We start from the raw sequence: 17,877 nt of genomic DNA, 5'->3' as shown, positions 1-17,877 counted from the left end.
TTTTATTATGCTAAATATGCGTTAAATGAGCAGTTGAGTATGCAAGAAATGCGCCGATTTAATCGATATAAGAGCATGCAAAGTGAACTGCAACAAGTAATTAATGAAATAACATATGAGAAAAAGAAAACTCTCAATGAAACGCTCTCCAATCAGTATGGAGAGTCTTTTTATTATACGAGTTATCTCATCGAGAAAGAAGTCGGCGTGGTTCTTTCGTATGGTCTTCTTGACCCGAACGTCATTAAACAAGCGGTACAATTGCCAATCGATAAAATGACACTCAATCAAAGGTTAAGTACACATCGAGTACAGATAGTTAACCGAATACGCAGAGAGTTATCTATCGGTCTTAGAAAAGGCGAAGGATATGCAACAATGGCAAATCGGATTAAGCCGATACTTGATAGTGATGCGAAGAAAGCCCAAATGGTCGCTTGGACAGAAAGTGCTAGGGTGCAAAACTTAGGTACTTATGACAGTGCTTCTCACGCTTTTGATGAAGGCGTATCAATGAAGAAGATTTGGATTTCTACATTAGACAAACGTACGCGTCCTACTCACCAAGCAGCAGATCATCAAAAAGTACCGTTTAAAGGATTATTTAAAGTCGGTGGTTATAGTTGCGAATATCCACATGATAGTAATTTACCTGCTAAAGAAGTTGTACGATGCCGCTGTACTTTCATTACTGAGGTAGCGGATGTTAGCCCATTTATTGAGAGAAGGGCCAGAAACCCAACTACAGGTAAGAATGAGGTTATTACAGCAGTTAGTTATGAAGAATGGAAAGACTCTCTTGAATAATAAAAAACACTTGAGGGCTTATAGATTACGAACTTAATAGGGCGCAATTATAGGAACTCAGAGGAGGAATAATAATGAAACAATTACAAAAGCAAGCGGAAGTACAGTTTTTAAAAAAAAGAGAACTAACAAGGTTACCGTTTCGTTTATCAAATCTGCAATTCTTTTCTGATCCTGCAATACCTGCAGATGAGACACTACAGAATGAACAAACATCACCTGCGGATGATATAAAAGATTCACTAGTTGAAGAGCAAAAAGAACCGCCAGTTGGTGAACAAAAAGAACCGAAATTAGATGATGCAACAAAAACATTTATTGAGAAGATGGTACAATCAGCAGAAGATAGAGTTCGCTCTAAATATTCGAAAGAACTGAATGCAACAAAAAAGGAATTAGAGAACTATAAAACCGCTTCTATGACTGCCCAAGAGAAAGCTGAATATGAGATGAAGCAACTTCAGGAACAACTAGAAGAGCGAGAAAGAGTACTTCATCAGAAAGAAATGCAGAGTGTTGCATCAGATGGTTTATCAGCGGTTGGATTGGATCTTAAATTTGTAGATTTTGTTATTGGTTCAGATGTAGAAGATACAAAAGTTAGGGTGTCAAAGTTTAATGATTTATTCTCTACTGCATTGGAAGTAAAAGTGGCTGAAAAGTTTAAAGCTGCTGGCCGAGAAATCCATGTTAGTGGCGGAACTGGAGGGGGATTTACGAGAGAACAAGTAAATTCAATGAGCCAAGCTGAAATTAATGCGAACTGGGCACAAATTCAGAAGGATATGCGCAATTGGGGTAAGTAGTACGCACTAGGAAAGTTAAGTGATCTGAATAGTACATTCAAAAAAATATAAAACGAACAAAAAAGATTGCTAATTTAGTAATCTTTTTTGTTATGGAAAAACATTAAGGAGGAATTAATATATGTCAGTATCAACTTTTATTCCAACAATTTGGGAAGCGCGCTTGATGGCGAACTTCCACAAGCGTTCTATTGCAGATTTAATTACAACAACGCCAACGAAAATCGAAGGTAATAAGATTATCTTTAATCGTGTAGGCGCAGTAAATGTAAAAGATTATAATGGTACAATCGAATGGGATGATACCAACCCTTCTAAAGTAGAAATTAATATGGATCAACAAAAGTATTTTGCTTTCAAAGTTGATGATGTAGATGCAGTTCAGGCTGCTGGAGATTTAATCGACCCACATACACAAGAGGCAGGAGCGGTACTTCAGGAAACCGTTGATACATTCGTATTAGGGCTTTATAAAGGCGCTCATAAAACTCATACAATTGGGAGTGACTCTAGTCCAATTGAGTTATCACCTAAAAATGCATATGATTACATTGTAGACTTAAATACGATTTTAAATATTAAAAAGGTTCCTAAAACTGAACGATTCACAATCATCAATTCTCAGGTTTTAGGTTTATTATCTAAAGATGATCGCTTTACTAAGCAACCTGTTGTTTTAGAAAATGGTATTGTTGAAGGACAGATTATTAATGGATCACAAATCGTTGTATCAGAAGAAATTCACGGTACTGGTGGTAAGTATAAAATTTTAGGTCTTCATAAGTCTGCCATTGGATACGGGACACAGTTAACTGAAACAGAGGCACAACGTCTGCAAAATTCCTTTGCAGATGGTATTCGTGGTCTTATGGTTTATGGTGGGGATATCCTTCGTCAAGAGTCAATAGCGGTACTTACAGCTACAGTTACATCAATTACTCCGGAAAAACCAGGTGGAGGGGCTTAATAAGCCTTCTCCATTTTTTCTTTTACGTAAGTAGGTGATTAGATGGAAGATATGAAGGCAGAAATTTTAAAACGTGTAAAGCTACAAGTGCCTAATGTAAGTAATGAAAACGTATTAATAAGCATTGAAGATACAATGTTAATGGTTGCTGAGTATACCAATAGAACTATTCCTGAATTCCCTCCTGCTTATCCTGGTATCATCGCTAAAATGGTGTTTCATCAGTATAAGGAGCGGGAGAGAGAAGGGAAGAAAAGCGAATCATTAGGTAATTATTCTGTTACTTATGATGACGTGGGAGATTATCCAGCAAGCATCACGAAGGGGCTGAAAGTGAGGTTACGTGTTCGATGATTCAGTCAATGATTCGCAAGTTTGGAAAAGATGCTACAGTACTTCGCAACGCTGGTTTTGATGATGGACCATATCCAACAGAAGAATGGAAAGAAATTAATACTATTAAAGGTGTATTGGATACAATCCAAGGGACAAAGGATGCTCGCAATAAGAAAGTAGAAGAGAAAAGCACACATTTCTTTTACTGCATGCTTTTCGACGTAACTATTCAAGATAGATTAGTTATCGATAAGAAGGTATACAGCGTTACTTATCCGGGCGATCCAATGAATGCGGGTAGATTCTTTCAAATAGAATTGGAGATGTTGCCATATGAGCGTGAAATTCCAATCCAATAGAGCCGCTGTTATGGCGAGACATTTGGCTGCAAAGAAAGCAGCTCATACTGCTATTGGTCAGTTTGTATCTTCTAAAGCTAAATTACTTGCTGCTGTAGACACTGGCAATTTAAGAAGAAGCATTAGTTCTAAAGCAGAGCAAGAAAAAGTTGTTATCGGTACTTCTGCTGATCATGGAATTTATGTTGAGAAAGGAACAGGAATTTATGCTGTATACGGTGATGGGCGTAAAACTCCTTGGATGTACCGTAACCCTAAAACAGGGAAGATGGTTAAAACTCAAGGGCAACATGCACAGCCTTTTCTTAGACCAGCAGCAGAGAGCAATAAACCGCAAATTACACAAGTTGGCACGCGAACCTATTCGTCGTTAATGAGGTAGATAGCATGAATGACTTTATAAATATATTACACAGTGAATTAAAACAGATTCATAAAGAAACGTATTATGAAATCGCTAAAACAACCGCTGTAATGCCTTATTTGGTGTACACGGTTAATGATGATAAAGAACCATGGGGAAGAAAAAATATCATGCTTACAATTGATATTTACGGTACTGCTGCTCATCTTGCCCAAATAGATGAACTGATTACGAAACTAGAAAGCAATCTTCATAGAAAAAGATTAAGCAGCGCTGAATTTGGTGCTGCTATTTCTTATCTTTCGAGTCAGAAAGTACCTGATTCAGACCCAAATATCATACGCAAAGAAGTGCGGTTCATTTTAAGAACTTATTTTAAACAATAGAAAGGGTTGATTATATGGCAGCTCCACAACCAAAACCAGAAAATGTTCTCTTCGGAGACTGGGGGGCATTCTTCTTTAATTACGGGGAAAAAGATGAATTACCAGTAGGTGCCACACAAGGTGGTGGTTCGTTTAAGTATGAACCAGAGTTTAAAGAAATTGAATATGATGGTTCTCCAGGTGACACTATGGGGATGAAACGTATTACTAAGTCAAAAACTCAAATCAGCTTTAAAACACTTGAATTCCTTGATAAAGATAAAATTAAAAACTTTATTGCTGGATTAAAAGTTTTCGAAGAAACCGTTACGAAAGACGGAAAAACTATCAAATACGATGTAATTGAAGCAACGGAACGTCTTACGAAAGAAAGCTATCTTAAAAATGTAGCATGGGTTGGCGAAACTTTAGGTGGCGATATCGTTGAAATTATCGTATATAACGCATTATCTGACGGTTCATTAGAACTAGGATTTGAAAACGAAAGTGAAGTTGTTCCAGAAGTAACATTCACAGGACACCGTGATCCAGAAAACATTCGAAAAGTACCATGGAAAAAACGTATTTTAACAGCAACAGAAGTAGCAAAATTAATACCAGCAGGTTAAAGAGTGGGGACAATCCCTGCTCTTTTTATTTTAAGGAGGAATAAATGTGACTATTGCAATTCAAGAAAAAGAATACAAAGTGAGACAAATTCATGGCGGAGATTTATTTTCTGTAGTTCGTATTTTGAAGAAATCGAAATTTAAGGTTGATATTAACTTACTTAAAGATTTAATGATGGGCGTACGAAATAAAGAAGGGGCAACACAAGCTGATGTATTAGCTGCACAAGAGGCTTTTGGTTACGACATTATCATGAAGTTTATTTTCGGATTAGAAGAAGCGGAACAGGAATTTTTTGAATTTGTAGCTGGACTTTTAGTTCATGAAGATGAAAAGGGTAAAAAAACATCTCCAGATTGGGAAACAATACGAACTTTAAATCTAGAAGAGTTAGTTAAGCTGTTTACTGCAATCAAAGATTCAGGAGTTGGATTGGTTAAACTTTTTTCCAATGCGGTGAACTTGATGAAATAGACTTCATCGATACGTTAGCTTCTCGTTATCCAAACATGGAGTACATACGTGGCTTGGAGGCCGAGATAGTTATTAATCTGTATCTCACCGCAAAGAAAAAAGAAATGAATCGTATGTTATGGGAGGAATGGTGCGCGCTACAACCGTACTGCGATGAAACATTTCCTCAATTTAAACATAAGCGTGAAAATCCTACGCAAGAACAGGTGCATCAATATAGCAATTCAATCGAACAAACACCGAAACAGAAACTCACAAAAGAAGAAGTGTTTGCTTGTGTTGCGAAAATCCGCGGAAAGGCGGGTGAATAGATGGAACTATTTAAGATGTTTGGGTCAATTTTCTTAAAGGATGATCAGTTACAAAGAGGATTGACTAATGCAGAAAGAAGCGGGCAAAGGACCACAGGTATATTAAGTCGTGGATTTGGTCAAGTTGGTGCTGCGGCAGCTGGTTTAGGTTCTTCTGTTGGTGGAGCTGCTATAGCTATGGGCGGATTAGTCGGCATCGCTGTCGGTGTTGGTGCCGCAGTTGCTGGTGTAGTTCATGTTGGTTCTGAGTACACGAAACAAATGTCAAAGGTAGAAGCTCTTTCGCGTTCGAACGGACTACAAATGGCTGAGCTTGGAGCTAACGCTCGTAAACTTGGTGCTGATACCAGATGGTCTGCTACCAACGTAGCCGAGGCCTATGAATATATGGCTCTCGCAGGTTGGGATTCTAACCAAATGATTGCAGCTAGTAAACCACTACTTGATTTAGCAACTGCTGGTGCATTAGACCTTGCAAAGGCTTCTGATATCGTAACAGATACAATGACACCATTCGGAATGAAGGCTTCTGAAGCAGGAAGAGCGGCCGATGTATTCGCGTTAGCCCAAGCGACTGCCAACTTAAATGTTGAACAACTCGGCGAGACCATGAAATACGCAGCTCCTGTAGCTGCTACATTCGGTTTAAACATCGAACAAACAGCTGCAATTGCTCAGATATTTGCAAATAACGGTATCAAAGCTTCTATGGCTGGTACTGCATTACGTGCCGGATTATCTCGTTTAGCTGCCCCGCCGAAAGAAGCTGCTAAATCGTTATCAGCATTAAATGTAACTGTAAAGGATTCACAAGGTAATTTAAAACCAATGAATGAGATTATTGGTCAATTACACGATGGGTTTGGGAAGTTAACCGACGCTCAACAAATCGCTGCTGCAAAAGCAATCTTCGGTGAAGAAGCGTATGCAGGATGGATCCAAGTTATTAAAGGTGGTAAACCTGCCTTTGATGATATGGTAAATACCCTCGAAACTGCTGAAGGCTCTGCAAAGGTTATGGCTGAAACAATGGCAAATAACTTATCAGGTGCAGTTGATGGCGTTAAATCACAATTAGAAAATTTAGGGCTTGTTGTTTTCTCACATGTTGAACCAGCACTTGTTGCAATGACAAACGGAACAAATAGTGCTGTTAAATCTCTTACTGACTGGCTTGATCCATCTGGTAGAGCTGTTGAAGCAGCTAAGCTAATGCAACAAACTGATCAGCAGTTAGCTCAATCTAAAGCCATTCTTGATATGAATCTCAAAAAAGGGAAGATAACGCAAGAAGAGTATAATGAAAAACTTGCTTTATCTAAGAAGCACGCTGAAGATATGATGAATGCCGATGGTATGTTAGCTCAGAAAAAAGAAGAGTTAAAAATGAAGGTCGAGGAAGGGACCATGACTCAAGAAGAAGCCAATAAAATCCTCGACCAATCTGAAGTTGAATACCAGAAACTCCAACAGGGTATTGAGCAAACTCGTCAACGTCAAGAAGCGATGAATAAAGTATTCGAACCACTTCGTGATGCAATTGGAATCATCCAACAAGTGGGAGCTGCTATCGAGCAATTCTGGATTGCTGCAACTGGAGATAGGAATGCGCTAGTTGAAGGGTATGACATCCTTACTAAACTAGGTTTTTCGGCTAATGCAATTCAGTTTATACAAGAAACTACAGCCGCAGTGCAATATGGTGTAGAAACTATGAAAGCCCTCATATCTGGTGATTGGGGAGCCGCTAGTAATTTCTTGGATAAGTTAGGGTTTTCTCCAGAACAAAAAGCGGATATTATTATGTTCGTTCAGGATGTACATGCCCAATTAAGTAGTTTTATAGAAAATGTACAATCTCTAATCTCAGCTGCTGCTCCAGTAATTATGGGAATCATTGGTGCTACGTGGGATTTTATTAAGGGTGTATTTAATACGATAGCTCCTTACTTACTACCTTTGCTAACAGATGTGATGTCGTTTGTGAACGGAATTATAGAAAAAATCGCGGCATTTTGGAAAGAAAACGGAGATCAAATTGTTCAAGCTGTAAAAAATGCATTCGATATTATAAAAGGAATTATAGAATTTGTAATGCCTGTTGTTCTATTCATTATTGAAGATGTCTGGGGAAACATAAAAGGTGTTATTAACGGCGCTCTTGATATCATTTTAGGGACAATTAAATTATTTTCTTCCTTACTAACTGGTGATTGGACTGGTGTATGGGAAGCCATTAAACAGATTTTATCAGGAGCATGGGAATTCATTTGGAATTTCATTCAAATATGGGGAGTTGGAAAGGTACTTGGCATCATTGGCAAAATAGGCAGCAAAATGAAAGGACTGTTTGGAGAAGCTTGGGAAGGTGTAAAGAAAGTATTTTCTGACATGTTCGAAGGTATTTTTAAAAGTTCAGGAGACACCCTTACAGTGATAAAAGAAGTGTTCGGAAAAGTGAAAGATGCAATCGCAACCCCATTTAAAAATGCTTGGGAAGGTGTTATGGAATGGATTGATAAAATTAAAAAAGGTGTTTCAAATATGTTCAGTGGCGTTCACATTCCTGTTCCGAAGATTAGTGTAAATGGATCATTAAACCCAGTAAATTGGGCTAGTGAAGGTCTGCCATCTTTCGATGTTAAATGGGCTGCGAATGGAGCTTTAATTAAGCCCGGTAATCCTACATTAATTGGGGTTAAATCTAGCCCGGTTGTCGAGAAATCGGCAGCATAAAATATCGTGTGAATTCGGGGAAACCTAAGTTTTATCAACAATTTCAAGTATGGTATAATATAGGAGAGAGATAGATTTGGATTAGCTACCTCAATTGAAAGAATGTTCCGGCACCTTTTTTCTCATTTAAAAATTAAATAATCGGATAAAAACTCTGTCGGAGGGGTATTTGTTATGTCTAAAAGAGTCAGATGTTTAGAAGATGCTATTTCTTTCGTTAACGAGAATAGTGATTGTACATTGATTTCAGATGAATATGTTGGCAATCGCGAAAAAATGAAGTTCAAATGTGACTGCGGAGATGAATTTATAACCACTTTCAATCAATTTAGGAAAGGGAAACGTAAATGTAATAAGTGCGGTTTCAAAAGATGCAATCAAGATAAGATATTCACTTATAGCGAGATAAAAGCCTTTATTGATCTCGAAAGCGACAGTGGTTGCACTTTAATTAGCAACGAATACACAAATTGTAAAACACCTATTAAACTTAAATGTAGGTGCGGAAACGAATTTGTTACCACATTCGACTCTTTTAAAAATAGCGGAAAAAGAAGATGTAATTTTTGCTCCAATAAGAACACAGGGAAAACAGCAGCTTTATTGGCAAAGAGAAGACCTAAATCTGAAGGGCCATATAATAAATCTAATCACAATGAATTTGTAACAAGAATGTACAAGCTATTAAAAGACGAGTATTCTGTACTTGGTCAATACACAACAGCGAGAGACAAGATTCTTGTAAAACATAACGATTGTGGTCATGAATATTATGTAGCGCCGGATAAGATTTTAAACCAAAATAGACGTTGCCCTAATTGTAGCGACTTTCGTTCATCCAAAGCTAGTAAAGAAATTGAAAGCTGGTTAACTGAACATGATGTTCTATTTGAAAAAGAATACAAATTCCCTGATTGTAAACACCAAAGGAGCTTAGCCTTCGATTTCGCTGTTTTAGATTCAGATGAACATGTTAAATGTTTAATTGAATATGACGGAGAACAACACTTCAGACCCTTTCAATATATTAGGGATGAAGATACAAGAAATACTAAATTTCGAGATTCTAAGAAAAGGGATGCAATAAAAAATGCATATTGCAAACGAAACAATATCCCATTGATTAGAATTTCTTACCTAGAGCAAGATATATTAAAACCAATACTTGAATTGAAGGTAAGCACTCTATTATGAGTGCTTTTTTTGTTGATAAAATATGGCAATCCCGAGCCAAGCCTGTACGGAAACGACAGGAAGGTGTAGAGACTAGGTAAAGTAGCCTAAGCTAAAAGTATGGCGAAATATCCAAGAGCGCACGACACCCGATGAATGGGTGATGATATAGTCCGATACTCCAGTGAAAACCGGAGAGTTAAGGATAAAGAGCCTTAACATAACAATTGTGGTGACGCAAGAGGATACGATGAAACGGTTTTACCTTTACGTAAGCAAACGTTTGACGCGATTGCGAATGGAATTATGGGTTCATTACCATTAAATCAACAGCAAGGGGCCAAATATGTATCACAAGGTCCAACTGTTTTACAAATTAATTTAAACGGAAGAGAAATAGCGAAGGAAATTTACTCAGATGTCAATGAATTTCAAGAACGCGAGAAAGAAAGACTCAAAGTATTTTAGGTAGGTGATGATATGGCGGGAATTAGCTTCTTTAGTTTTAACGGGAAAAGGAATCCAAATGTAATTCCATTGCAGGGTAAAAAGCGCCCTGCATGGGCTCCTTTGGATCATATGTTTCTTGAAGTCTCGCATTATCCAGGAGGTAGGTTACTACGCACACAAACTAAAATGAGAAAGATTTTAGTTCCTATTGCACTATTATATGATTCAGCTGAAGAAGCTGAAAAACTAAAAGAAGAAATAGCAGATTGGCTCGTTACGGATCAACCGTGCGAGCTTATTTTTGATGATGAAAAAGATCGTACGTTTTTAGCTGTCGTAGATGAAACTTTAGATTTAGACCAGTTAGTTGATCTAGGTGAAGGTACTTTAACTTTCATTTGTCCAATGCCATATAAGTTAGGAAAAGAGCAAACGGTTGACTTTAAAAAAGATGTTAGTGGGTTAGTTGCTAATGTCCAAAATAAAGGAACTGTTCATTCTACCCCTATCATTGAGATTGATATTACGAAACCAAATACTTTTCTAGACGTATGGTTCGGCGGGGTATCTTTAAGTGATCGAGATTATTTTCGTATCGGTATGCCACTAAAAACTGTGGAAAAGCCTGTAGAAAGGAATCAACGTATATTATGGGATGAAATGGCTACTACGGTCGGATGGAGTAAAGTCAGCTCAATGGAAGATGGGGAACCGGTTGGTGAAATGAAATCAGATAAATACCAATTCTATTGTTCTGATTTTGGTACTGCGGGTAAAGGCTGGCACGGCGCAACCGTTAAAAAGAGTATCCCTGGCGGTCCAGTACAAGACTTTATTATGCAAGCCTACGTTACATGTAAGAGTAAAAAAATTAATGAAATGGGACGAGTTGAGATAGCGATACTGGATGAAAATAGCAAGGTACTTTCAAAAATTGCTATGAACGATCTCTTTTGGCAAGCTGAACAAAATTTCGGGACAATGGTAATTGGATATGACAATAAGCCAGGGAAAATAGGTTTAATTTATGAGAGTGGCGATTATCCGAATACATGGAATCAGTATTTTGGTCGATTGTGGATAGCTAGGACAGGAAATGTTTGGGAAGCGTATATTTCAAAATTCCTTCCAGGTACAGAAAAAGATGATTCAGAACGATTTGCACGTTGGACGGATGAAAAAAACTATCATATGGAAAAAGCAGCACAAATTCAGATTAGCATCATGCAGTTTCAAGACGTGCCACCAGTAGAAGCAATGTCAGTTAGTGATTTGAAGTTTTGGAAAGTGAATTTAAATACGAAAAATACACCGCCTTATATAGTAGATGTTGGTGATAAAGTCGTGATCGACACAGAAAACAGTCATGTAACAATTGAAGGGAAGAATGCGATTAACATTAAGGACATTTTCAGTAATTTCCCTGTTATCAATAGAGGCACTAATAAACTTGAAATCATGCCTTCTGATATCGGAACAGCAAGGGTCAAATATAGGGAGCGATTCAGATGAGAACACCAAGCGGAATACTTCATGTTGTTGATTTCAAAACAGATCAGATTATATCAGCTATTCAATCAAAGGACTACTGGGCTGATAACCGTCATTGGGAGATAAAAAGTAACATTGATATGTTAGAATTCAAAACTTTTGACGGCACTCCACATGCAGTTACATTACAGCAGCAGAACTTAGTTTTAAAGGAAGTGCGTGATGGTCGCATTGTTCCATATGTTATCAATAATGAAGTAGAAAAAGACTCTGATGATAGATCGCTCACTGTACATGCTTCTGGTGCCTGGGTTCAAATAGCCAAAGATGGGATTATTAAACCTCAACGTATAGAGAGCGAAACAGTTAATACGTTTATTGATATCGCTCTTGCCGATTCAAAATGGAAACGTGGAATAACGGATTATTCTTCATTCCACACGATGACGATTGATGAATTCATCGATCCCCTCACTTTTTTAAAGAAAACCGCGGCTTTGTTTGAGTTAGAAATCCAATATCGCGTTGAAGTATCCGGTTCTCAAATTACTGGTTGGTATGTTGATATGATAAAGAAACGAGGGAGAGAAACAGGGAAGGAAGTAACCCTGGGAAAAGACTTAGTAGGCGTTAGGCGTATTGAACATTCCAGGGATATTTGCACAGCACTTGTCGGTTTTGTACGAGGTGAAGGTGACAAACTTATCACGGTTGAGAGCATCAATAACGGAATTCTTTATATTACAGATAGTGATGCTTTTCAACGCTGGAATGCGCATGGTAAACATAAATTTGGTTTCTACACTCCAGAAACAGAAGACCAAAATATGACACCACAACGATTACTGACTTTGATGAAGACGGAATTAAAGAAGCGTGTCAATACTTCAGTTTCTTATGAAGTAGAAGCACAATCGATTGGACGTATTTTCGGACTAGCACATGAACTAATTAACGAAGGCGATACGATCCGAATCAAAGATACAGGATTCACACCTAAGTTATACCTTGAAGCACGTGTAATTGCTGGTGATGAATCTTTTACGGATCCTACACAAGATAAATATGTGTTTGGTGATTATCGCGAAATTACTGATCCAAACGAAGAATTACGAAAGATTTATAATCGTATTCTTAGTTCACTAGGAAGTAAGCAAGAACTGATAGATCAGTTAGATAAATTAGTGAAAGATGCAAATGAAACAGCTAGTAATGCTAAGAAAGAATCCGAAGCAGCGAAAACATTGGCTGAAAAGGTGCAAGAGAATCTTAAAAATAACACGGTAGAAATAATTGAAGCTAAGAATCCACCGACAACAGGGCTTAAACCTTATAAGACACTTTGGCGTGATATTAGTAACGGAAAGCCCGGCATTTTAAAAATATGGACAGGTACAGCTTGGGAATCAGTTGTTCCTGATCCAGAAACTATCAAGAAAGAAACAATAGAGAAGGTAAATCAAGATATTGAATCAACAAAAACAGAATTAAACAAGAAGGTTCAAGAAGCACAAAATCAAGCGACAGGACAATTCAACGAAGTGCAGGAAGGTTTACAAGGTGTCAACCGCACAATTTCTAATATCGAAAATAAACAAGGTGAAATTGATAAGAAAGTAACTAAGTTCGAACAGGATTCTAATGGATTTAAAACTTCTATTGAATCGTTAACAAAAAAAGATAATGATATCAGCAATAAATTAAATACAGTCGAACAAACTGTAGAAGGTACAAAGAAGACAATTTCTGATGTGCAGCAAACAACAAGTGAGCTTAAGAAAACAACAACTGAAATTAAAGAAGAAGCAGGGAAAATCAGTGAGAAGTTAACAAGTGTAGAAACGAAAGTAAACAACATCAATGATGATGTAACCAATTTACTAGTTGACTCAGGCACTTACGAAGGAGCTCTATACGATGCTTCTAAAAGTCCTAGATGGTACTTGAAAGGATCAGGAGCTAGGATTTCTGCAGATTTTTACAACGGTAATGCAGTCTTTGAGGTTCAGTCTTCGTGGTCAGGTATAGGTTACAACTTTAGAGATTTAGTTAACAGAGGCGTTATCAAAGTAGGGGACAAAGTAAATTATTCACTTTATGCTCGCATGAAGGGACTTCCTAACGGGGAATCCCGTGAGCATATATTCTTCTTTAGACCTCCTGCAACAGGTCTTCGCTTCCCAGCTGTAACTAATGAATGGAAACGAGTAGGGGTAAGCTTTACAGTTACGGCTGATATGATGGAAACTAGTGGGAGTGTAGTGGAGAGCTTTTTCCGTACTGAGATAGAAGTTAACGCAGGTGGCTCGAACTGGTATCAACAAAGTCAACATCAATTAACTGTAGGAGATAAGGTTTACACTTGGAGGCCAGCGCCAGAAGACTTAATAACAAATGGCAAATTCACCAAGAAAACAACCGAAATCGAAAAAAGTGTGGATGGCGTAAAAACGACTGTAACTAAGGTGCAGGATAGCCAAGCCGGATTCGAAAAGCGTATGACTACAGTAGAGCAAACAGCAACTGGATTATCTTCCTCGGTGAGCAATTTAAATAATGTAGTATCAGATCAAGGGAAAAAGCTTACTGAAGCAAATTCAAAACTCGAACAACAGGCAACAGTAATCGGTGCAAAAGTTGAGCTTAAACAAGTAGAAGATTATGTTGCTGGATTTAAGATACCCGAGTTAAAGCAAACAGTTGATAAAAATAAACAAGACTTGTTGGGTGAATTAGCTAACAAACTTGCAACTGAGCAATTTAACCAGAAAATGACCATGATTGACAACCGTTTCACTATTAATGAACAGGGTATCAATGCAGCAGCAAAAAAGACAGAAGTATATACAATAGAGCAAGCAAATGGAAAATTTGCAAAAGATTCTTATGTAAGAGATATGGAAACCCGTCTTCAGCTAACTGAAAAAGGCGTTAGTATATCTGTAAAAGAAAATGATGTAATCGCAGCATTCAATATGAGTAAAGAAAACATTACTTTGAATGCGAACAGAATTAACTTAAAAGGTTTTATTACAGCGAGCCATATTAAAGGACAAGTTTTAGAAGGAGTAACACTTAAAACAAGCGGAAGCAGATTTGTTGAAATAAATAAGCAAGACATGAAGATTTTCGATGCAGATAAGCCACGTGGCTATATAGGATTTATGGAAACAAATGATGGAAGTATTCAACCTTCACTCGTCCTTGGTTCTGACAATATTAAATACAGGGGTACAGGATCGTTTTATATTTATCAAGTCATGCCGCGAATTAATGGAGTCGATCAACCTTCTAAAGCGTATGCAAAATTTGGGGTTTCTAAAGGAGAAAATGCAGAAGGAACTAATATTTGGTCAAATTATATTCAAATGCAGAATGACGGTGGACATCTGAGCGTATATTCAGATGGACAATTTCGTTTTCAAAACTTGAATGATATTATTTTTGAATCTGAAGGATGGGCTCCAGGATATGGTTACTTCTCTGTAACTACAACTGAACCGCATATTTTTAACAATAACAAGGGACAGTTTACTTTCAAAAGAAAAGGCAGTGACTATAAAATACATTTCATAAACGGCGCCACCGATCATGATTTAATCATGGGTAATGCAATGATAAGATCAAGTTTTGTACAAGGTTATAACAACGGATTACAGATTAAAGATATGATGGGTCAAGGATGGAAAGATATAGAATTAAGAACACTACGAGCGCAAGAAAATATAAATGCTAATGGTCAAATGTGGGCGAAAGCATTTAATCCTACATCAGCTAGGAATATGAAAGAAAATATAAAAGATATTCCTTTCTCGGCTCTTGATAAAATCATGAATTTAACTATCAAACAGTACAACTTCAAGGACGATATGTATGATCTGTATCAAATGCGTGTGAACAAGCCGGAAGAACAAACAGAACCATATACAACAAAAGAAATCGAAACGTATTTCGGTATGATTGCAGATGATACGGACGATATATTTACAGATAAAGAGAAACGAGCCGTTAACTTATATAATACTGTTTCAATCTTTATTGCAGCTTTCCAACAGCAGTATCATCAATTTAACGAAGAGTTAACTACTGTTAAAAGTGAGAATAAACAACTACAAGAGCAGGTTACGACCCTAGCAAACAATGTTGTCACATTAACTGATTTAGTTCAAAAATTAATAAGCGAGAAACCAGAGCAGCCATAAGCTGGTCTTTTTTATTGCCTAAAAAGGAGATGAGAAGATTGCCAGAACATGAAAATCATGATGATTTCACAAAAGTAATTATTGGATTAACAAGGGTAGAAACGAAAATTGATGGTCTTGGTAATGTGAGAGAACTCGCAATTGAAGCGCAGCAGTCAGCAAGAAGCGCTCATTTACGTGTAGATCGATTAGATAGACTTGTATTTTGGATGGGAACAACAGTTATTGGTTCGCTTATAGCTGGAGCAATTGCACTACTTTTTAAATTCGCAGGGAAGTGATCGTATATACGGTCACTTTTTTTATTGAAGGGAGGTGGGAGTATGAAAAATCTTGATACAGCTTCAATTAGTCGATATGTCGTATTAGTAATCGCTGTGATTAATAGTGTCTTGAATCTTGTTGGATACCAAACGATTGATGACAAAAATACAAACAATTTAGTAGCCGTGATTACAGGAGCATTCACTTTGTATATGGCTTGGAAAAACAACTACTTAAGCAATAAAGGATTGCAACAAAAAGATGTATTAGAAAAAAACAACTTACACTAAGAGGAGATGTTCAGTAATGGAGATTAAACAAATGTTAGTACCGCAAAGTCGATACGATGCCCTATGCCCGTATGAAATGAATCCAACCGAGATTACATTTCACAATACGTATAACGATGCTTCAGCTATAAATGAGCGAAATAACGTTGCTAATAATAGTACCGGAACATCTTTTCATATCGCTGTGGATGACAAAGAAGCTATTCAGTTAATTCCTTTTAACAGAAACGCATGGCATGCTGGTGATGGTGCTAATGGAAGAGGGAATCGTAATAGTATTGGGGTTGAAATTTGCTATTCTATGTCCGGTGGAGAAAGATATCGTAAAGCTGAATTGAACGCAGTTGAAGTTATTGCTCAATTAATGATTCAGTTTGATATACCAATTAGTAAAGTTAAGACTCATCAAGAGAGAAATGGGAAGTACTGTCCACATCGAATGTTAGATGAAGGACGTGTTCAGTGGTTTAAAAATCAATGTGCAAGTAGAGCATCTAGTATTAAGAAATCAAATAAAACACAAGAGGCAGGAAAGGTGGAGATTATAGTGAATAAATTTAATAAAGTTGTAACTTATGAGTTTGGGACAGCGTTAGTACCAGAAATGTTAGGGATGATGGATTCTTTAGGATATGAATCTCGTATTATTTCTGGCGGAGACAAGCAAGGCCTAGTTAGATTTGAGACAAATTACCGCCAAGGTAATGAACTAGATCGAGCGACAGCATGGTTAGATGCTAGAGGTCTTAAATACTTCTATACAAAAGAATAGTTTGATTAACAAAAATAAGAGCCGTCCTGTTGGGCGGCTTTTTTTAATTTATATTCCTTAATTCGTATAATTTATGTTCATTACACACAAGCATACGTTCATTTTAAACTGCTTTTTCTGCGTTGTTTTTCCCCTCTAATTCCTTATTTAAAAACTCTATTCGTCGTTGGATAAATTCAATTTCGCTTCGGCGAGCTGCATTATATCCTTTAAAATGACCTTTTGCATATCCATCAGCAGCTTTTATTTCATTTTCAAAATCATTAATGCTATCTGTTAAGAATTGAATGCGTTCATTCATTATTTCTATGAAATATTCAACAGACTTTCTCTCCATACCCATACAGCTCCTTTTTTTACTAAATTACAATATTGTTTTACATATCCCAAAAATCTCGTTCGTTTATATTCTTACCTAACTTTTTTAATCCCTTAACAATCTGAATTATTGTTGAAAACTTCGGTCTATATTTTTTATCGTTACACACTTTAGAAATAGTGGCTGTACTTAGTTTAGATGTTCTTTCTAATTCAATTTGTGCTATTCCATTCCGATCAAGATAGCTACCAAATTTTGTACGTTTTTTTCCTAATCCGAACACGTTTATCACCTCATCAATATCTTGACCTATTTCTTACTTTTTTAAACTAAGGCAAAAAAATAAGAAATTGTCCAAGCTGTACACCATATGCTTTATCAAGGTTGCTACCAAAGCAGCTACCAAAGTAAATAGCGTAATCGCTATCAAGGTAACTAGTATTTGTACTATCAAAGTAGCTATCAAGTTAGTTATCAAAGTAACGCTACCAAGGCATCAGGTCGATAAACCTACGTGTCATAAGGATTTAAAATTCTGTTTATAAAGGGGAGTTTTATATGCTAACTACATTTATTACTTTAGGGATTTTAGGAGCAACAACAATTGGTGGAGCGATATTAGAAAAACATCTTGTAAAGAATGATCACGTTGCAGCAGCTAAACTTTTAAGTGATGGAATGTATCACGGAATGAGAATAGGTGGAGTTTGTTTCATCGGTTATGTATTTATCAAAATCTTAATCATGTTCTAGGAGGATGT

General features: G+C 37.0%; 20 protein-coding genes and 1 pseudogene. 19 read left to right on the top strand and 2 right to left on the bottom strand.

Annotation, left to right across the window (positions count from 1 at the left end; all coding sequences use genetic code 11):
* Nucleotides 1-39 precede the first annotated feature (39 nt).
* The 18 genes and pseudogenes from GBN91_RS21450 to GBN91_RS21365 all read left to right on the top strand — a co-directional run bounded on the left by GBN91_RS21450 (nt 40) and on the right by GBN91_RS21365 (nt 16,797).
* Nucleotides 40-807, top strand: a complete 768-nt coding sequence (locus GBN91_RS21450; RefSeq protein WP_152122319.1) for a phage minor head protein — start codon at nt 40-42, stop codon at nt 805-807.
* Between the two features lie 74 nt (nt 808-881).
* Nucleotides 882-1,613, top strand: coding sequence for a DUF4355 domain-containing protein (locus tag GBN91_RS21445; RefSeq protein WP_152122262.1), 732 nt, complete (start codon nt 882-884; stop codon nt 1,611-1,613).
* A 121-nt stretch (nt 1,614-1,734) separates the two neighbouring features.
* Nucleotides 1,735-2,580, top strand: a complete 846-nt coding sequence (locus GBN91_RS21440) for a phage major capsid protein (RefSeq protein WP_000116908.1) — start codon at nt 1,735-1,737, stop codon at nt 2,578-2,580.
* Nucleotides 2,581-2,622: 42 nt separating this feature from the next.
* Nucleotides 2,623-2,934: a head-tail connector protein gene (locus GBN91_RS21435; RefSeq protein ID WP_152122260.1), complete on the top strand. Its 312-nt coding sequence runs from the start codon at nt 2,623-2,625 to the stop codon at nt 2,932-2,934.
* Nucleotides 2,931-3,275 (top strand): head-tail adaptor protein, encoded by a 345-nt coding sequence (locus GBN91_RS21430; RefSeq protein WP_152122258.1) that lies wholly within the window; start codon nt 2,931-2,933, stop codon nt 3,273-3,275. The genes GBN91_RS21435 and GBN91_RS21430 overlap by 4 nt, the downstream gene beginning before the upstream one ends.
* The gene (locus GBN91_RS21425) at nt 3,250-3,657 is read left to right on the top strand and encodes an HK97-gp10 family putative phage morphogenesis protein (RefSeq protein WP_152122256.1); all 408 of its coding nucleotides are present in this window, start codon (nt 3,250-3,252) and stop codon (nt 3,655-3,657) included. Before GBN91_RS21430 ends, GBN91_RS21425 begins: the two co-directional genes overlap by 26 nt.
* A 5-nt stretch (nt 3,658-3,662) precedes the next feature.
* The gene (locus GBN91_RS21420; RefSeq protein WP_152122254.1) at nt 3,663-4,025 is read left to right on the top strand and encodes a hypothetical protein; all 363 of its coding nucleotides are present in this window, start codon (nt 3,663-3,665) and stop codon (nt 4,023-4,025) included.
* Between the two features lie 14 nt (nt 4,026-4,039).
* Entirely contained in the window at nt 4,040-4,633 is a 594-nt protein-coding gene (locus tag GBN91_RS21415; protein ID WP_025967168.1) for a hypothetical protein, read from the top strand.
* 46 nt (nt 4,634-4,679) lie between these two features.
* Nucleotides 4,680-5,108, top strand: coding sequence for a hypothetical protein (locus GBN91_RS21410; protein WP_152122252.1), 429 nt, complete (start codon nt 4,680-4,682; stop codon nt 5,106-5,108).
* Nucleotides 5,109-5,212: 104 nt separating this feature from the next.
* A complete protein-coding gene (locus tag GBN91_RS21405; protein ID WP_170952447.1) occupies nt 5,213-5,419 on the top strand; it encodes a hypothetical protein in 207 nt (68 codons plus the stop codon).
* On the top strand, nt 5,420-8,155 hold the full coding sequence (locus GBN91_RS21400) for a phage tail tape measure protein (protein ID WP_226800182.1): 2,736 nt from the start codon (nt 5,420-5,422) through the stop codon (nt 8,153-8,155).
* A gap of 174 nt (nt 8,156-8,329) precedes the next feature.
* Complete coding sequence (locus GBN91_RS21395; RefSeq protein ID WP_098005715.1) at nt 8,330-9,349, top strand: DUF2726 domain-containing protein; 1,020 nt, start codon at nt 8,330-8,332, stop codon at nt 9,347-9,349.
* Between the two features lie 210 nt (nt 9,350-9,559).
* Nucleotides 9,560-9,796, top strand: a pseudogene (locus tag GBN91_RS21390) (hypothetical protein); the annotation flags it as partial.
* Nucleotides 9,797-9,808: 12 nt separating this feature from the next.
* A complete protein-coding gene (locus GBN91_RS21385; protein ID WP_152122250.1) occupies nt 9,809-11,290 on the top strand; it encodes a distal tail protein Dit in 1,482 nt (493 codons plus the stop codon).
* On the top strand, nt 11,287-15,471 hold the full coding sequence (locus tag GBN91_RS21380; RefSeq protein ID WP_152122248.1) for a phage tail spike protein: 4,185 nt from the start codon (nt 11,287-11,289) through the stop codon (nt 15,469-15,471). Before GBN91_RS21385 ends, GBN91_RS21380 begins: the two co-directional genes overlap by 4 nt.
* A 29-nt stretch (nt 15,472-15,500) precedes the next feature.
* Nucleotides 15,501-15,752: a hemolysin XhlA family protein gene (locus GBN91_RS21375; RefSeq protein WP_098391719.1), complete on the top strand. Its 252-nt coding sequence runs from the start codon at nt 15,501-15,503 to the stop codon at nt 15,750-15,752.
* Nucleotides 15,753-15,794: 42 nt separating this feature from the next.
* Entirely contained in the window at nt 15,795-16,025 is a 231-nt protein-coding gene (locus GBN91_RS21370; protein WP_152122246.1) for a phage holin, read from the top strand.
* Nucleotides 16,026-16,041: 16 nt separating this feature from the next.
* Nucleotides 16,042-16,797: an N-acetylmuramoyl-L-alanine amidase gene (locus GBN91_RS21365; RefSeq protein WP_152122244.1), complete on the top strand. Its 756-nt coding sequence runs from the start codon at nt 16,042-16,044 to the stop codon at nt 16,795-16,797.
* Between the two features lie 103 nt (nt 16,798-16,900).
* Here the strand turns inward: GBN91_RS21365 and GBN91_RS21360 are convergent, their stop codons facing one another.
* Both GBN91_RS21360 and GBN91_RS21355 read right to left on the bottom strand, forming a co-directional pair.
* Nucleotides 16,901-17,134 carry a hypothetical protein gene (locus tag GBN91_RS21360; protein ID WP_226800180.1) on the bottom strand — a complete coding sequence of 78 codons (234 nt, stop codon included), beginning with the start codon at nt 17,132-17,134 and terminating at the stop codon, nt 16,901-16,903.
* Between the two features lie 40 nt (nt 17,135-17,174).
* Nucleotides 17,175-17,399 (bottom strand): helix-turn-helix domain-containing protein, encoded by a 225-nt coding sequence (locus GBN91_RS21355; RefSeq protein ID WP_152122242.1) that lies wholly within the window; start codon nt 17,397-17,399, stop codon nt 17,175-17,177.
* Between the two features lie 275 nt (nt 17,400-17,674).
* Here GBN91_RS21355 and GBN91_RS21350 point away from each other — a divergent pair, with 275 nt between their 5' ends.
* Entirely contained in the window at nt 17,675-17,869 is a 195-nt protein-coding gene (locus tag GBN91_RS21350) for a hypothetical protein (protein WP_152122240.1), read from the top strand.
* The last annotated feature ends 8 nt before the right edge of the window (nt 17,870-17,877 follow it).

This window comes from Bacillus sp. B1-WWTP-T-0.5-Post-4 (assembly GCF_009183795.1).
Taxonomy (GTDB): Bacteria; Bacillota; Bacilli; order Bacillales; family Bacillaceae_G; genus Bacillus_A; species Bacillus_A cereus.
Note: the sequence above shows the minus strand (reverse complement) of the source record. Positions and strands in the feature narration are given on the sequence as shown.

What these genes read in the sequence shown, in the direction of transcription:
- GBN91_RS21450 (WP_152122319.1), top strand. Translation starts at nt 40, where the DNA reads ATGCAAGAAATGCGCCGATTTAATCGATATAAGAGCATGCAAAGTGAA.
- GBN91_RS21445 (WP_152122262.1), top strand. Translation starts at nt 882, where the DNA reads ATGAAACAATTACAAAAGCAAGCGGAAGTACAGTTTTTAAAAAAAAGA.
- GBN91_RS21440 (WP_000116908.1), top strand. Translation starts at nt 1,735, where the DNA reads ATGTCAGTATCAACTTTTATTCCAACAATTTGGGAAGCGCGCTTGATG.
- GBN91_RS21435 (WP_152122260.1), top strand. Translation starts at nt 2,623, where the DNA reads ATGGAAGATATGAAGGCAGAAATTTTAAAACGTGTAAAGCTACAAGTG.
- GBN91_RS21430 (WP_152122258.1), top strand. Translation starts at nt 2,931, where the DNA reads ATGATTCAGTCAATGATTCGCAAGTTTGGAAAAGATGCTACAGTACTT.
- GBN91_RS21425 (WP_152122256.1), top strand. Translation starts at nt 3,250, where the DNA reads ATGAGCGTGAAATTCCAATCCAATAGAGCCGCTGTTATGGCGAGACAT.
- GBN91_RS21420 (WP_152122254.1), top strand. Translation starts at nt 3,663, where the DNA reads ATGAATGACTTTATAAATATATTACACAGTGAATTAAAACAGATTCAT.
- GBN91_RS21415 (WP_025967168.1), top strand. Translation starts at nt 4,040, where the DNA reads ATGGCAGCTCCACAACCAAAACCAGAAAATGTTCTCTTCGGAGACTGG.
- GBN91_RS21405 (WP_170952447.1), top strand. Translation starts at nt 5,213, where the DNA reads ATGAATCGTATGTTATGGGAGGAATGGTGCGCGCTACAACCGTACTGC.
- GBN91_RS21400 (WP_226800182.1), top strand. Translation starts at nt 5,420, where the DNA reads ATGGAACTATTTAAGATGTTTGGGTCAATTTTCTTAAAGGATGATCAG.
- GBN91_RS21395 (WP_098005715.1), top strand. Translation starts at nt 8,330, where the DNA reads ATGTCTAAAAGAGTCAGATGTTTAGAAGATGCTATTTCTTTCGTTAAC.
- GBN91_RS21385 (WP_152122250.1), top strand. Translation starts at nt 9,809, where the DNA reads ATGGCGGGAATTAGCTTCTTTAGTTTTAACGGGAAAAGGAATCCAAAT.
- GBN91_RS21380 (WP_152122248.1), top strand. Translation starts at nt 11,287, where the DNA reads ATGAGAACACCAAGCGGAATACTTCATGTTGTTGATTTCAAAACAGAT.
- GBN91_RS21375 (WP_098391719.1), top strand. Translation starts at nt 15,501, where the DNA reads ATGAGAAGATTGCCAGAACATGAAAATCATGATGATTTCACAAAAGTA.
- GBN91_RS21370 (WP_152122246.1), top strand. Translation starts at nt 15,795, where the DNA reads ATGAAAAATCTTGATACAGCTTCAATTAGTCGATATGTCGTATTAGTA.
- GBN91_RS21365 (WP_152122244.1), top strand. Translation starts at nt 16,042, where the DNA reads ATGGAGATTAAACAAATGTTAGTACCGCAAAGTCGATACGATGCCCTA.
- GBN91_RS21360 (WP_226800180.1), bottom strand. Translation starts at nt 17,134, where the DNA reads ATGGAGAGAAAGTCTGTTGAATATTTCATAGAAATAATGAATGAACGC.
- GBN91_RS21350 (WP_152122240.1), top strand. Translation starts at nt 17,675, where the DNA reads ATGCTAACTACATTTATTACTTTAGGGATTTTAGGAGCAACAACAATT.